14 protein-coding genes and 1 pseudogene are annotated in these 14,737 nt (G+C 68.0%); 9 read left to right on the top strand and 6 right to left on the bottom strand.

Annotation, left to right across the window (positions count from 1 at the left end; translation table 11 throughout):
* The first annotated feature begins 13 nt into the window (after window positions 1-13).
* Window positions 14-238, top strand: a complete 225-nt coding sequence (locus tag FL344_RS19070; RefSeq protein ID WP_141619515.1) for a hypothetical protein — start codon at window positions 14-16, stop codon at window positions 236-238.
* A 24-nt stretch (window positions 239-262) separates the two neighbouring features.
* Here FL344_RS19070 and FL344_RS19065 read toward each other — a convergent pair whose 3' ends face one another.
* Window positions 263-1,900 carry a fumarate hydratase gene (locus FL344_RS19065; protein ID WP_194863162.1) on the bottom strand — a complete coding sequence of 546 codons (1,638 nt, stop codon included), beginning with the start codon at window positions 1,898-1,900 and terminating at the stop codon, window positions 263-265.
* 250 nt (window positions 1,901-2,150) lie between these two features.
* On the opposite strand from FL344_RS19065, the gene FL344_RS19060 reads away from it, so the two are divergent.
* Together FL344_RS19060 and FL344_RS19055 are read left to right on the top strand one after the other, a co-directional pair.
* Entirely contained in the window at window positions 2,151-3,461 is a 1,311-nt protein-coding gene (locus FL344_RS19060; protein ID WP_228565177.1) for an OmpA family protein, read from the top strand.
* 79 nt (window positions 3,462-3,540) lie between these two features.
* A complete protein-coding gene (locus tag FL344_RS19055; protein ID WP_228565176.1) occupies window positions 3,541-4,113 on the top strand; it encodes a hypothetical protein in 573 nt (190 codons plus the stop codon).
* Here the strand turns inward: FL344_RS19055 and FL344_RS39920 are convergent.
* Window positions 4,092-4,463, bottom strand: coding sequence for a hypothetical protein (locus FL344_RS39920; RefSeq protein ID WP_305021761.1), 372 nt, complete (start codon window positions 4,461-4,463; stop codon window positions 4,092-4,094). The genes FL344_RS19055 and FL344_RS39920 overlap by 22 nt on opposite strands.
* 720 nt (window positions 4,464-5,183) lie before the next feature.
* Window positions 5,184-5,915: a hypothetical protein gene (locus tag FL344_RS19045; RefSeq protein ID WP_026114162.1), complete on the bottom strand. Its 732-nt coding sequence runs from the start codon at window positions 5,913-5,915 to the stop codon at window positions 5,184-5,186.
* Window positions 5,916-6,185: 270 nt separating this feature from the next.
* Between FL344_RS19045 and FL344_RS19040 the strand changes: the two genes are divergently transcribed.
* Window positions 6,186-6,767 carry a hypothetical protein gene (locus tag FL344_RS19040; protein WP_141619512.1) on the top strand — a complete coding sequence of 194 codons (582 nt, stop codon included), beginning with the start codon at window positions 6,186-6,188 and terminating at the stop codon, window positions 6,765-6,767.
* Window positions 6,768-6,824: 57 nt separating this feature from the next.
* Here the strand turns inward: FL344_RS19040 and FL344_RS19035 are convergent, their stop codons facing one another.
* Complete coding sequence (locus FL344_RS19035) at window positions 6,825-8,045, bottom strand: DnaJ family molecular chaperone (protein ID WP_228565175.1); 1,221 nt, start codon at window positions 8,043-8,045, stop codon at window positions 6,825-6,827.
* 262 nt (window positions 8,046-8,307) lie between these two features.
* Between FL344_RS19035 and FL344_RS19030 the strand changes: the two genes are divergently transcribed.
* Window positions 8,308-9,252 (top strand): DUF808 domain-containing protein, encoded by a 945-nt coding sequence (locus FL344_RS19030; RefSeq protein ID WP_141619511.1) that lies wholly within the window; start codon window positions 8,308-8,310, stop codon window positions 9,250-9,252.
* 63 nt (window positions 9,253-9,315) lie between these two features.
* Here the strand turns inward: FL344_RS19030 and FL344_RS19025 are convergent, their stop codons facing one another.
* Entirely contained in the window at window positions 9,316-10,362 is a 1,047-nt protein-coding gene (locus FL344_RS19025) for an NADP-dependent oxidoreductase (RefSeq protein ID WP_141619510.1), read from the bottom strand.
* 161 nt (window positions 10,363-10,523) lie between these two features.
* Here FL344_RS19025 and hflK point away from each other — a divergent pair, with 161 nt between their 5' ends.
* The 4 genes from hflK (at window position 10,524) to FL344_RS19005 (ending at window position 14,417) form a co-directional block, all read left to right on the top strand.
* Complete coding sequence (hflK, locus tag FL344_RS19020; RefSeq protein ID WP_141592000.1) at window positions 10,524-11,594, top strand: FtsH protease activity modulator HflK; 1,071 nt, start codon at window positions 10,524-10,526, stop codon at window positions 11,592-11,594.
* Window positions 11,591-12,532: a protease modulator HflC gene (gene hflC, locus FL344_RS19015; protein WP_011553221.1), complete on the top strand. Its 942-nt coding sequence runs from the start codon at window positions 11,591-11,593 to the stop codon at window positions 12,530-12,532. The genes hflK and hflC overlap by 4 nt, the downstream gene beginning before the upstream one ends.
* A 293-nt stretch (window positions 12,533-12,825) precedes the next feature.
* On the top strand, window positions 12,826-13,749 hold the full coding sequence (locus FL344_RS19010; protein WP_141619509.1) for an endonuclease/exonuclease/phosphatase family protein: 924 nt from the start codon (window positions 12,826-12,828) through the stop codon (window positions 13,747-13,749).
* A 128-nt stretch (window positions 13,750-13,877) separates the two neighbouring features.
* Complete coding sequence (locus FL344_RS19005; protein ID WP_228565174.1) at window positions 13,878-14,417, top strand: hypothetical protein; 540 nt, start codon at window positions 13,878-13,880, stop codon at window positions 14,415-14,417.
* A gap of 55 nt (window positions 14,418-14,472) precedes the next feature.
* On the opposite strand, the pseudogene FL344_RS19000 reads toward FL344_RS19005, so the two are convergent.
* Window positions 14,473-14,737 (bottom strand): annotated as a pseudogene (locus tag FL344_RS19000) (hypothetical protein); the annotation flags it as partial.

Below are 14,737 nucleotides of genomic sequence, written 5' to 3'. Positions count from 1 at the left end.
CTAGGCTGGAGGCGTGAACGCTCTCGCCATCCGGCTCGTCTGTGGCCTGCTGTTCTCCGTGTTGGTGTTGGGGGCCATCGTGAAGCCCCCTGACAACTTCAGTCAGGGGCTGGGAATGCTGCTCCCAGCCACCATGCTGTTGGGCGTGGCCCTCAAGGGGCCACGGCGCTCCATCATCCCGAAGCGCCGCGCCTCCGCCACGGCGGCTCCCAAGGCCGGGGAGCCGCCTCGTCCCTGAGCGTCAGGGGCGGGTGGCGCCCGTTCAGGCCTTCTTCGCCGCCGACGGCTTGTTGATGTTGGCGAAGAAGTCGTTGCCCTTGTCGTCCACGACGATGAAGGCCGGGAAGTCCACCACTTCAATCTTCCAGACGGCTTCCATGCCCAACTCGGCGTACTCGAGCACCTCCACCTTGGTGATGCAGTCCTTGGCCAGCCGCGCCGCCGGGCCGCCGATGGAGCCCAGGTAGAAGCCACCGTGCTTCTTGCAGGCCTCGGTGACGGCGGGGGAGCGGTTGCCCTTGGCCAGCATCACGAAGCTGCCGCCCGCGGCCTGGAACTGGTCCACGTAGGCGTCCATGCGGCCGGCCGTCGTCGGGCCGAAGGAGCCCGAGGCATAGCCTTCCGGCGTCTTCGCCGGGCCCGCGTAGTAGACCATGTAGTCCTTGAGGTACTGGGGCATCTCCTTGCCGGAGTCCAGGACCTCCTTGATCTTCGCGTGGGCGATGTCGCGGGCCACCACCAGGGGGCCGCTGAGCGACAGGCGCGTCTTGATGGGGTAGCGCGACAGCTCGGCGCGAATCTCGCTCATGGGGCGGTTGAGGTCGATCTTCACCACCTCGCCGCCCAGCTCGCCGTCCGTCGTCTCCGGCAGGTACTTCGCCGGGTCCGCCTCCAACTGCTCCAGGAAGATGCCGTCCCGGGTGATCTTCCCCAGGATCTGCCGGTCCGCCGAGCACGACACGGCGATGGCCACCGGACAGGACGCGCCGTGGCGGGGCAGGCGGATGACGCGCACGTCGTGGCAGAAGTACTTGCCACCGAACTGCGCGCCAATGCCGGTGCGCTGCGTGAGCTTGAGGATCTCCTGCTCCAGCGCCACGTCGCGGAAGCCGCGGCCCAGCTTGTTGCCCTCGGTGGGGAGCGAATCCAGGTAGCGCGCGGAGGCGTACTTGGCCGTCTTCAGCGCGTATTCGGCGGAGGTGCCGCCAATGACGATGGCCAGGTGGTACGGCGGACAGGCCGCGGTGCCCAGCGAGCGGATCTTCGCGTCCACGAAGTTCAGCAGGCTCTGCGGGTTGAGCAGCGCCTTCGTCTCCTGGAACAGGTAGCTCTTGTTGGCGGAGCCGCCGCCCTTCGCCATGAAGAGGAACTTGTAGGCGTCACCATCCGTCGCGTAGAGCTCGATCTGCGCGGGCAGGTTGTTGCCGGTGTTGACCTCCTTGTACATGTCCAGCGGCGCCATCTGCGAGTAGCGCAGGTTCGACGTCTGGTACGTCTCGAACACGCCGCGGGAGATGGCCTCCTCGTCATTGCCACCGGTGATGACGTACTGGCCCTTCTTGCCCATGACGATGGCGGTGCCCGTGTCCTGGCAGGAGGGCAGCACGCCGCCGGCGGCGATGTTGGCGTTCTTCAGCAGCTCCAGCGCCACGAAGCGGTCGTTGGACGACGCCTCGGGGTCCTCGAGGATGTGGGAGAGCTGCTTCAGGTGCCCGGGGCGCAGCAGGTGCGCGATGTCGCGCATGGCCTCGCGGGTGAGCAGGGTGAGCGCCTCGGGCGCGACCTGGAGGAAGGTGCGGCCGCCGGCTTCGAAGGTGGAGACGTGGTCCTTGGAGAGCAGCCGGTACGGCGTCTCGTCCTTGCCCAGCGGCAGCATGTCCTGGAACTGGAAGTCGGTCATACCCGTAGGCGTAGCGCTGATGCGGCCCTCGTGGGTAGCTGGAACTCGTGGCGCGAGAAAACCTCCCAGCATGGGAGCTACAAGTCCCTTCACTCCAGATACATCCTGATACATGGACAGAGGAGGGAAGGCGGGCGAGGGTTGGCTGGTCGTCAGCCCGGGTGGCGGACAACTCGCGGAGCCGCCAGGTTGTGCGATGCTGTGAGCCCCCGTGGCCGCCATCTCCGTTCAAGTTCCCCTTCTGGTTTTCATGGCCCTGCTCGCCGCCTCCGCGCGCGCGGCGGAGCCGTCCGCCGTGGAGCAGCGGGCGCGCGAGGACCTGGACCGTCAGCTCCAGGAGATGGTGAAGACGCCGCCGCCGGAGATCGTCATCTCCTTCGAGGGCCTTCCCGGAGCGGGCACGTCGCGCGGCTACAAGCTGGTGGAGGCGGACTTTCTCGTCAACGGCCAGCCCCTGGCCATCCCCGGCCTGGACAAGCTCAACGGCCCCGGCCTGCACCGGCTCGCGGTGCTCACGGTGGAGGAGGGCTCCTACACGCTCGTCTCGCACGTCACCTACGCCAACGAGTCCTGGAACCTCTTCAGCGAGGAGAGCGGCTTCCTCTGGAAGCTGACGGCGTCGGTGACGGTGCAGGTGCAGCGCGGCCTGCGGGCGCGGGTGCGGGTGCTGCCCGCCATCAACCCCACCGCGCCGGACCCCCGGCTGAAGCTGAAGCTGTCCCATGATGTGAAGGCGGAGATGACGGCCGCCATGGCGGACGTGGCCATTCCCGACGTGCCGGATGCGGGTGCGCCCGTGGCCGCGGTGGCGCAGGCTCCCGCGAAGCCGACCCCGCCCCCCGTGACGACCCCCATCTCGCCGACGCCGCCCGTTGCCGCGCCCGTGAAGACGGTGGAGGCGCCCGAGCAGGGGCCGGTGGCGCCCGCGAAGCTGCTGTTGAAGGTGCTCGCGGGGAAGCGGCCCGCCGCGGCCACCGTGTACGTGAAGTCCGCCACCGGGGCGCCGCAGCGGGTGATGGTGGACCGCAAGGCGCGCAAGCCGGTGGAGGTCATGCTGCCGCCCGGAGAGTACCGGCTGGACGTCCTGGCTCAGGGCTACCTGGCGCAGACGCGAAAGGTGACGCTCTCCCGGGAGGCGGTGCCCACGGTGTCCTTCACCCTGGCGAAGGCACCGGTGTCGAAGTCCCAGAAGGTCCGCCTGAAGAAGGAGGTCGTGGAGCTGCCGCGCATGCCGCGCTTCGCGGAGAAGCAGGCCGCGCCACGCAAGGGAACGACCGCGGGACTGGCCCTGCTGATGGACATGTTCGTGCGGGACGAGAAGCTCCGGCTCCGCATTGAAGGCCACACCGACAACCGCGAACGCCCCGCGGCGGCGGCCCGCAAGACGCTGTCCGAAGCCCGCGCCGCAGCCGTGGCCAAGGCCCTGGTCGACGCGGGACTGGACGCGTCGCGCATCGAAACCGTGGGCCTGGGTGACACCCGGCCCAAGGCGCCGAACCTGCTGCCTCGCGGGCGCGAGCTGAACCGCCGCGTGGAGTTCGTGCTGCTGCGCAAGGAGTAGGGGGCTGAATAGATCCGCGGTGCAGGCGTCTGTCCTCATGAACACGACGGCGGGCCCTGAGCTCACGAGGACGCACCCCATGAACCGCATCGCATCCGCGCTGGTCGCAGCCTTTCTCCTCACTGGCAGTGCGCAGGCCCAGGGGTTCGGCCCCCGTCCCACGCGCGTGGAGCGGAGCGAGCTGCGCGATGACCGCCGCGACCTGGAGGACCTGCGCAACCTGCTGGCCCGCTTCGACGCCGCGTGGCGCAGCCGGAGCGAACGGCAGATGGCGAACGTGGAGGTCAGTCTGCGCAAGCTCCTCCGTGCCGAACTGGCGGAGAGCGAGCGGGAGCTGTCCAAGGACTGGGCGCAGGCGCGGCGGAGCCGGCGGGATGCGCGCGTGGCCCAGTGGGGCGGCCCCCGGGCGACCATGTGGGGCCGTGCCTCCGCGGCCGACGCCCGGAGCGACCTGCGCGCCGAGCACGCCTCGCTGCGGACCCGGAAGGCCATCGCCCGCGAGCTCGACGAAATCGAGGGCCTGCGGCAGCCCGGAGCCCTGAGCTACAAGCGCACGCTCATCCTGGAGCTCATCCAGGTGGCGGAGCGGGAGCTGAACCAGACCCGGCGGGAAGTCCGTGACGACCGGCGTCACCCCGGCCGGCGCCATTGAGCGCCCGCCGCGAGGCCCCGCCCGCAAGGTCCGGCGGCGGGGCTACTCCGCCTTCTTCGGCGCGGCGGCGGAGCCCACCACCAGGTGGCGGCGTTCCGGGCCGCGTCGCGGAAGAGCTCCAGCAGCCACGTGCGCATCACCGCGCAGCGGCGCGGGAAGTCGATGTAGCTGTACGTCTCCAGCAGCACGTCCAGCCGGCCGAGCAGGCCCCGGTAGTGGCTGCCAAAGCGCGGCAGCGCCGGGTACGTGTGCCAGCCCGAGCGCGGGTCGCCTTCGTCCTTGTAGTTGCCGTACCAGAAGCTGTCGAAGCCATGGCGGCCCTGCACGACCTTGGCGACGCGCTCCAACATGCCCCGGTTGTAGGCGCGCAGCTTGCCACGACCTTCTTCTGCTTGCGCGCCTGCTCGGGCGTGAAGCAGCCGCGGTCGCTCACCACCAGCGCCACCAGGGGCTGGCCTTCGCCGCTCTGGCCGAAGTCCACCCTGCGGGCGAGCTTCGTGCGGCGGCAGAGCTCGTCCACGAAGGCCAGCACGTCGGAGTGAAGGGACGTTTGCGTGTAGTTCGACGCTTCAGCGCGGGTCCGCAGGCAATCCATGGGGCGCACCCGAGCGCTGCCGCCCAGGCGCGTCAAGTCCCGCCACGCCGCTGGAAAAGAGTGAGCCCGAGCAGGGTGTCCTCCTGCCCGGGCTCGGGGTGCTGCCATGGATGAGACCCGCACGTTTAAGTTCCTGCCTGCGGTTGAGACCTCGGGTCCTGCGATTGAACGACCGCCGCGCAAGGGGAAATGGAGCGGCGGGCTGGAATTGCACCAGCATCACGAGGGAGGGGGCGGGAACGGTTGATCGGGCCTGCGACAGCGAATGCTGAGTCTGGAGTGAGAATTTGAGTTTGGGGTGCTTCGCGCGCTCGTGATGCCGCCTGCCTCTACCATGATTGGGCTACCCCGCCGCAGGTGGTGCTGAATGGCGGGGGCAGGACTCGAACCTGCACTGGGGGACGGCCGGAGAACGCTCGGCGTGAGGCTGCTGCTGAGTTTGAGTCTGGACTCCAAAAGGTCTGCGGCCGTGAGTCTAGCCGAACAGGTAGCCGAGGAGGGCCTCGCCGGCCTTCATTTCCTCCACCTCGACGGCGTTCGCCTCTTCGCGGGCGAATTTGACGGCCTGCTGCAATTTCTCCACGCGCTCCAGCAGGTCATTCATGCGCGTGGCGGGGAGCGCCCCCGAGAACTTCACCGTCTTCCAGTAACCGACGACGATGTCCTCGTAATAGACCTCCACCTGGGCCGGGTGCTTCTCGGTGGCCTCGGACTTCACGTGGTTGCGGGGAACCTTCTTCGTCTTCGCCGTCTGCACGGGCTCGGTGGCCCACAGGCCCTGCGCCGGGTCGGGAACCCACGACTCCGACGGGTCCAGCGTGGGCAGCTTCTTCACGAAGGTGTGAAGGTCCACCAGCTGCTTCTCCAGGAAGAGCAGATACGTGGCGGGAACACCCTTGAGCAGGACCCTGCCATCCACGCGCACGTCCGCCTTCGCGTGACAGTTGGTGAGGTCCTTGGTGGCGGTGACGTCGAAGAGCCGGGTGAGAATCTCTTGCGTCTTCTTGAGGACGTCTTGCGTTCGTACCTGCACGCGGGTGGATTCGGGGGGGAAGCGCTCACCCTCCTCGTCGCGGGGCTGATACGTGCGGGAGATGCCGCTGAGCAACTGCGGCTTCTGGAGGTCGTGATGGGCTTGGGTCAGCTCTTGCTGGGAGCGGTTCTTGACGCCCTTCTCGACGGCGATGATCTGGTTCAGCTTCGGCATGACGGTACTTCCGATTTTTTCTGAAGAGTGGGTTGTCGCCCTCGACGCAGCATTGCGTCTCGCCCTGACATGCACTGTGGGATTCAGGCCTGTAGGGGAGTTCAAGCGGGGCAGCTGGCCGCCGGGAGTGCGCTTCGTCCGCAGCTGGCCCGGTGAGCCGGACGCCCGGGCCTCGTCCGTCGCAGTGTGTGCGTCCATGGGGGGGAGCCCTCATGCATGACGTCAGCACAGCGCCGCGCCCGGAAGGTCGCGCGGAAGGAGACACGCGTCATGACGGAGCAAGAGGCCTATGTGAAGCAGATGGATGCGGAAAAGCGGAGGCTCGACGCCCGGATTGCCGAAACGGAGGCGCAGGGAGACGTCCGCCAGGCGAGCGACGAGCTCAAGGACATGTCCGGCATTCGCCGCGTCTTCGACCAGTTCCGCACCAAGCTGGAGGAGCTGAGCAAGCGGCAGACGCAGAACTTCGACCAGGGCAAGGCCGAACTCCGGAAGTCCTACGATGACACCAACCAGGCTGTCATCGAGATGGAAGCCAAGATGGCGCTCGTCCGTGCCGGCTACGAGCGCAAGCGGGAGGCGGAGCTTCGAGCGCTCGGCGCGCAGGTGGATGGTTGGGAAGCGTCCGCCGCGCAGTCCCGGGCCGAGGACTCACGGCTCACGCGGCAGGAACTCCAGTTCATCCGTCGCTCACTCCAGGACACGGAGTCCGCGCTGCGCCGATTGATGAGCAGCCATGGTGAGAACTGGTCGAAGCTGAAGAAGGACTTCGAGGACTCGTGGCGAGAGCTGCGGGAGCGCTCCGACAAGATTCGGGAGGGCGCGGACGTGCAGCCGTCCTCTCACGCCTGAATCTGGACGGTACGAGGTCCGGACCGGGTGAGGTCCGGACTCGTTCCGGGGACTGCGTTAAGTCTTCCTGCGAACGTACTCCCAAGCTTCGATGAGCCTGCGCGTCTCTTCCTGCGCCAGGGCCTGCAGCTTGGGGCCGAGCTGCGCGACCTTGTCCGGATGATACTGGGCCACCAGTGACAGGTAGGCTCGCCGTGCATCCGCGAGCGGAGTGCCGGGCGTGATTCCCAGCACCTCCCAGGCAGACGCCACCGGTTCCGGTTCAGGCGCGCGAGGCGCTTCGGTGCGAGGCTCCGGTTCAGGCTCAGGCTCCTCGTCGGGCGTGTCGTCCGTGTCGTCGGCGTCCTCGGCGGTGTCCTCGGCCTCCGCTTCTTCCTCCTCCTCGGGAGGCTCGGCGGGAGGCGCGGGCCGGTCGAAGCCCACGCCGCAGGGGGTGCACAGGAGCCGCTCCTGGGGCTCACCGGAGGCGGAGGGAACCACGCGTGTGTCGAAGCAGTCCCCACACACGATGTTGCGGCACGACTCGCAGCGCGCAGCGGAGGGGGCGTCGTCCAGGTCCTGGCCGCACCGGAGACAGTCGTCTGGCAGGGGGGCCTCTTCGCCACACCGCACGCAGTGGGCCCACGCGCGGTCCAGGCGGTGCTCGCACTCGGTGCACTCCAGGTCGCCACCGCTCGCGGGCTCCCAGTGCTTCGTTTCTCCGCACCACGGGCAGTAGGGCATCAGCCACGCCAGCTTCCCGGTGCAGTCATCCGCGTCGCAGCCGAACTCGAGCCGGTAGCCCTGGGCCACGGGCTCGGGCGCGTTGGCCTCGTCGAAGGACTCGCCACATGCCCAGCAGTGATTGAAGAGCGGGTGCGAGGGTGCCTCGCACGCCACGCAGACGGGGTTGCCGTGCTCGGCCTTCCATTCGACTTCGTCGCCGCAGCCGGGGCAGAAGCCCATGGCCTGGGTGACGTCCAGGTGCTGGCAGGATGACCTCGCCGCGTGGGCGGCCCGCTCGCGTTGTCCAGGCGGGGCGGGGAACGGAGGCTTGATGCCTCGCTCCGTCAGGTGCTCCCACCAGCAGGCGCGGCAGATGCGGCCCCGGGCCTTCCGGTTCTCGTGGCCGGGCGCCACCGGGCGTTGCCGGAAGTCACCGGCCTCCAGGACCTGCGTGCTCAGGCACACCTGGCAGACCGTGTCGCCGCAAACCTCGCAGCTTCCCGCGAGGCGGCGGACGCCCAGGCCCAGGATGCCGGCGGTCAGCACCTCCCTGCAGCACGGGCAGGCTCGCATGGACTTCTCTCGCGGGATGGCCGGGCCGGGTGTGGCTCGGGTTGCGGGTGGGCCTCACGCATGCCCCATCCGGCCGGCCAGGTCCAGCGCGCTTGCTTACAGCCCTGTTCGGTGAACCCAGGGAAAAGAGGATGGCGGTGGGGTGGGGGAAAAGCCGGGGGAGTGGCTTTCGAAGCCGCGTGGACGCGCTTAATCCAGGCTATATCCAGGGTTTGGGACGTCTTCGAGACGCGCCCGTGCCCTCTACACCAGGACGAACCACGTGGCCGGAAGCAGCCTCCTCACCCTGATTGATGACATTGCCAGCCTGCTGGACGACATCGCGGCGATGACGAAGGTCGCGACCCGAAAGACCGCTGGCGTGCTGGGGGATGACCTCGCCCTCAATGCCCAGCAGGTCTCCGGCGTCAGCGCCGACCGCGAACTGCCCGTCGTCTGGGCCGTCGCCAAGGGCTCGATGGTCAACAAGGCGATTCTGGTGCCCGCGGCGCTGGCCATCAGCGCGCTGGCGCCCTGGGCCATCACCCCGCTGCTGATGCTGGGTGGCGCCTTCCTGTGCTTCGAGGGCTTCGAGAAGGTGGCCCACAAGTTCCTGCACGGCAAGGAGGAGCAGGCGGCGCAGAAGCAGGAACGCATCAATGCAGTGGCGGACCCGTCGGTGGACCTGGTCGCCATGGAGAAGGACAAGATCAAGGGCGCCATCCGCACCGACTTCATCTTGTCCGCCGAAATCGTCGTCATCTCGCTCGGAACGCTCACCGCCGCGACCTTCGGGATGCAGGTCGCCGTGCTGACGGGCATCGCCCTCCTCATGACGGTGGGCGTGTACGGCCTGGTCGCGGGCATCGTGAAGCTCGACGACGCGGGGCTCTACCTGATGAAGGCGGAGGGCGGGCTCAAGCGGAGCCTGGGCCAGGGCATCCTGGCCACCGCGCCGTACCTGATGAAGGGGCTCGGCATCGTGGGCACGGCCGCCATGTTCATGGTGGGTGGCGGCATCCTCACGCACGGCATCGCGCCCCTGCATCACTTCATCGAGCATTCGACCGCCGCGGTTGCGGCGGTGCCAGGCGTTGGCGGGCTGCTGGGCGCGCTCGTGCCGTCTCTGATGAACGCGGTGGCTGGCATCATCGCGGGTGGCCTCATCGTTCTGCTGGTGACGGCCGCGACGCGGGCCTTCCAGTCCGTACGGGCCAAGCCGAGCTGAGCCAGTTTGCCCCTGCGTGCCTGAGTGTTCCGGGCACGCAGGCGGCGCTTCACGCGTCGGCCGTCATGCCGTTGCGTCCACCTTCACCACGAGCTTGCCGAAGTTGCGGCCTTCCAGCAGCCCGACGAAGGCCTCGGGCGCTTGGTCGAGCCCGTTGACGATGTCCTCGCGGTAGCGCACGCGTCCCTCGCGCACCCATGCGCTCATGTCCCGGTAGAAATCCGGGAGCTGGCTGACGAACTCCGTCTGGATGAAGCCCCGCAGCGTCAGGCTCTTGGAGAGCACGTCGCGCATGACGAGGGGCAGGCGGTTCGGGCCCTCGAAGGGACCCGTGCTGTTGTACCAGGCGATGAGGCCGCAGACGGGGACTCGCGCGAACGGATTGAGGAGCGGGAAGACGGCGTCCCAGACCGCGCCGCCCACGTTCTCGAAGTACACGTCCACGCCCTTGGGGCAGGCTTCCTTCAAACGCTCGGCGAAGTCCGGAGCGCGGTGGTCCACGACGGCGTCGAAGCCGAGCTCGTCACGCACGTACGCGCACTTCTCCGGCCCGCCCGCGATGCCCACCGCGCGTGCGCCCTTGATTCTGGCCAACTGCCCCACCGTCGCGCCGACAGGACCGCTGGCCGCGGCGACGACCACCGTCTCACCGGGCTGAGGCCGTCCAATCGTGAAGAGGCCCGAGTAGGCGGTGAATCCCGGCATGCCGAGCACGCCCAGCGCGGTGGAGACAGGGGCGGCGGCCGGGTCGAGCTTGCGCAGACCTTCACCCTTGGACAGCGAGTAGGTCTGCCAGCCCGAGTAGGAGAGGACGATGTCGCCTTCCGCGTAGCCCGGGTGTCGGGAGCGGACGACGCGGGCGACGGTGCCGCCGACGATGACCTCGCCCAGGTCCAGTGGGCGGGCGTACGACTTCGCGGTGCTCATCCGGCCTCGCATGTACGGGTCCAGCGACAGGTACTGGACCTTCAGCAGGAGCTCACCCTCGCCGGGCTCCGGTACGGAGACGTCCTCGATGCGGAAGTTCTCCCGTGTGGGCCGGCCTTCGGGCCGGGATGCGAGCACGATTCGTCGGTTGGTCAGGTCCCTCAACGGATTCCTCCCTGGCAAGTGCGGCTTCCCTAATGAGCGTGCCGTGGAGCGGCAATCGAAGTGACCGAAGTGACGTGCCCATACCGGTCAAGCGCGTGAGCGCTGCGCATGGTGCCCGGCTGGCTGGAATTCTCGCGGCGCCCCTTGCATGAGCAGCCTGTACGGGGGAAGACGGATGGATGTCATGGAATCCTCGCGTCATGAATTCCGACCCACGAGGGCGGGAGCCGTCAGACGTCCTACGTGAGCTTCGGCGGCAACTGGGGCCTGGAATAGGGCGCCGCATCCTGTTCGCGGTGTTTGGCCTGTTCCTGCTGGTGGGGCTGATGACCAGCTACGCCCAGGTGGAGCCGGACGAAGTGGGCGTCATCCTCCGGCTGGGGCGCTTCGTGGGAACGGTGGAGCCGGGCCCGCATTTCCGGATGCCCTTCTGGGTGGACCGCATCGTGAAGGTCCCGGTGCAGCGTCAGCTCAAGGCGGAGTTCGGTTTCCGCACGGAGGCCTCCCGCTCGCGCGTGGGCTCTGCCTATGCGGCGGAGTCATCGGACACGAAGCGCGAGTCGCTCATGCTCACCGGTGACCTCAACGTCGCGGTGGTGGAGTGGATCGTCCAGTACAAGATCAAGGACCCGTACAAGTACCTCTTCAAGGTGAAGAACGTGGAGGGCATGCTCCGGGACATCTCCGAGGCCTCGATGCGGGCCGTCGTGGGAGACCACTCGGTGAATGAGGTCCTCACCACGGGCCGCCAGGCGGTGGCCACCCAGGCCAAGTTGCTGCTCCAGGACCTGGCGGACCGCTACGAGACGGGCGTGGACATCCAGCAGGTGGTCCTCCAGGACGTGAACCCGCCCGACCCGGTGAAGCCGTCCTTCAACGAGGTGAACCAGGCCATCCAGGAGAAGGAGCGCGTCATCAACGAGGCCTATGCCGAGCTGAACCGCGTCATTCCCCGCGCGAAGGGCGAGGCCGAGGAGGCGCTGCGCAGCGCCGAGGGCTATGCCATTGAACGTGTGAACCGCGCCAAGGGTGAAGCGGACCGCTTCGCTCGCGTCTACGAGGAGTACCGCAAGGCGCCGGACGTCACCCGCCGCCGCATGTACCTGGAGACCGTGAGCCAGGTGCTCCGGAGCGCCGGGCAGAAGGTCGTCTTGGATGAGTCCGTCAAGGGGCTCACGCCGCTGTTGAACATGCAGGCGACCGACCCCGCGGTGTCCGGGAGCGCGAGCCAGACGGAGGGCCGCCGATGAGCCGCCTTGTCATTCCCCTTGGCGTATTGGCCGTCCTGGCCGTGGTGCTGGGCTTCTCCGCGACCTACACCCTGAGCGAGCACGAGCAGGCCGTCATCACCCGGTTCGGCGAGCCGAAGGGCGCGTCCGTCGTGGACCCGGGGCTCCACTTCAAGATGCCCTTTGTCGACACGGTGAACCGCTTCGACAAGCGGTGGCTGGACTGGCGCGGTGACCCGAACCAGATTCCCACCAAGGACAAGAAGTACATCTGGGTGGACACCTTTGGTCGCTGGCGCATCGTGGACCCGCTGCGCTTCTTCCAGCGCCTGCGGGACGAGCGCAACGCGCAGTCCCGGCTCGACGACATCATCGACGGCGAGACGCGCAACACCATCGCGTCGTTCGCGCTGATCGAGGCGGTCCGCTCCACCAACCGTCCCTTCGAGGACGACGAGTACACCGCCGAGACGGAGCGGGCGGAGTCGTTGGAGCAGGTCGCCCAGGGCCGGGACAAGCTCACTCGCCAGATCCGGCTGCGGGCCGCGGAGATCGTCAAGGAGTTCGGGGTGGAGCTGGTCGACGTGCAGATCCGCCGCATCAACTACGTGGACGAGGTCCAGGTGAAGGTGTTCGAGCGGATGATCTCCGAGCGCAAGCGCATCGCCGAGCGCTCCCGCTCGGAGGGCATGGGCCGCGCGGCGGAGGTCCGGGGCCAGCGTGAGCGTGACTTGAAGGAGATCCGCTCGGCGGCCTACCGCAAGGCCCAGGACGTCACCGGCGCCGCGGACGCCGAGGCGACGAAGATCTATGCGGAGGCGTTCGGCCGGGACCCGGAGTTCTACCAGTTCATGCGGACGCTGGAGGCCTACCCGGACGTCGTGGACAGCTCCACGTCGCTGTTCCTGGGCGGCGAGTCCGAGTTCTACCGGTACCTGCGCAGCAGCTCCAAGAAGTAGGCGGGAAGGGCGGGGCGTCAACGGCATCCTGGCCGCTGATGCCCCGCTTCCGTGCCGTACTTGCGGTGATTCGTTCCGCCGCGAGCGAGGTGGAGGACTGGCCTCACTCCGCAGGTGGCTGAGTGCATCTCTGCAAGCACCGCATCCGGCTGCCTGGTGGGCTTGGGCCATGAGGCGGTTGCTCCATCAAGGCGTTCACTCCCTCTGTTGCTCTGCGCCCGTTGGAGGGAGCGGTGCGGTGTCGGCGCTGCGGTGGAAGGAATCTCTGGGGCGCTGCTTCGTTCAGTGGCGCGATGCACGGGTCATTGAAATGCAACGACGCACGCGCCGCCGCGGCGGAGGCGCCTGGCGCCAGAGAAGGCGTCTGGCAGCCTGACTACCTCCAACGGCTGCGTATCGCGCCGCCGTGGGCGCTTCTCCTGCTCGCGTTCCTGACGGGATGCCCGCTCGCGGAGAACTACACCGATGAGGGCGGCCCCCGGTACAGCGGCGACCATCGGGAGCCTGATACCGTCGCCTCCGAGGCGCCCGCTTCCATCACCGTGGTGACGTTCAACCTGTCCTTCGCCGAAAAGGTCACCGAGGCCATCACCGCGCTCTCGAGGCCTCCGCTCGCGGGGGCGGATGTCATCGCGATGCAGGAGATGGACGCAGCGTCCGTCGACCGCATCGCAAGTGAGCTGGGGTTGGCCTACGTCTACTACCCTGCCTCCGTGCAGGTGGACGACGACGACTTCGGGAACGCGCTGTTGAGCCGGTGGCCCATCGTCGCGGACCGGAAAGTTCACCTTCCTCATGACGACCCGTACCATCAGCGCCGCCGTATCGCGGTCCTCGCGACGTTGGACATCGGTGGGACCCTGGTTCAAACGGCCTCCGTGCACAACGCCACGCCCATCGTCGGGCTTGGTGGGCGGCTGGACCAGGCGGAGACCATCATCGACGCGATGGAGGGAACGGGACCCGTGCAGGTCATCGCCGGTGACTTCAATACCTCGGACCCGGGAAGCCTGAGGCAGATGGTGAAGCTGTTTTCCAAGCGGGACTTCCAATGGGCCTCGGAAGGCGTGGGGGACACGGTGGACTCCGTGATTGGTGGCCTCCCGCTCGACTTCGTTTTCGCCCAGGGGCTCGCTCCGCTGGAGCGCGGCGTGGACCGGCGTCCCGCGGGGAGCGACCACCATCCAGTTTGGGTGCGGTTCGCATGGCCCCCATGATGCGAGGCTTCGGCGCGCGGGCACTATGGGTGGGTGGGACGCTCGTTCTGGCTTCTGGCTGTCTGAGCGGTGCGCGGAACATCCGCGCCGCGACAACCCCCGTTGGGACGACAGAGGTCGGCGTTTCATTGAACGCGCTGGCCTTCGAGCGTGGGCGGGAACAGGCGTACCTCCCCAGCCCCGAGCTCTCCTTCCGCAAGGGCGCTGGCGAGAACTGGGATTGGGGCGGCCGCCTCACGTTGCTGGGCCTGGAGCTGGGAACACGGCACCGGCTCCTCGAGCAGTCCCGGTGGACGTGGTCCGTCGCTCCGAGCGCGGGAATCTGGTACGTGCCCGTCACCAACAACTACACGGAGCCCGTCAATCTCCGGCTCGGCGCGCAGACGCTGCTCGACTATCGGCTGAGCCGCGCGTGGACCCTGACCGGTGGTGCATCGCTGACAGGCGCCTTCGCGGGACCGCTCACCGCCTTTCAAGGGCGGTTCAATGGCTCGAACCTGCTGCTCTCACCAGGGGGCTCCCTGGGGATCGGGTTTCGCTTGAGCCCCTCCTTCGAAGTGCGAGCAGAGGGGGGCCTCGAGTTTCCCCTGGGCCTGAGGGGTGGGAGCCGCCCGCCCGCCGGCCATGCCGGGCTGACGTTCCGCTGGAGCCGTGCCGACCGTCGATGACGGTGCACGCACCACCAGGGCCTCCTGGAGAGCCCCTGGTGGAACGCGATTCAACTCACTGCATGTTGGTGACGACCTGCGTCTGACACGTGACCGGGTCGATGGACGACTGGGCCTCGTCGACAGTGCAGAGGGCGCCGCCGTAGGTACCGAAGAAGACCTGCGCGGTGCAGGTGCCGGCGTTGTCCGTGACTTCCACGCGCCAGACACAGGTCTTCGAGCCAGCCGGGTTCGCCGGGTCGACCGTGTAGTAGTACTGCTGGACAACCGTTGGGGCGGGGGCGGGGGCGCCGACCTGAAACCCACCATAGGTGCTGGGG

Source organism: Myxococcus sp. AB036A (assembly GCF_006547355.1).
Classification (GTDB): Bacteria; Myxococcota; Myxococcia; order Myxococcales; family Myxococcaceae; genus Myxococcus; species Myxococcus virescens.
This window is presented reverse-complemented; position numbering and strand designations above follow the sequence as displayed.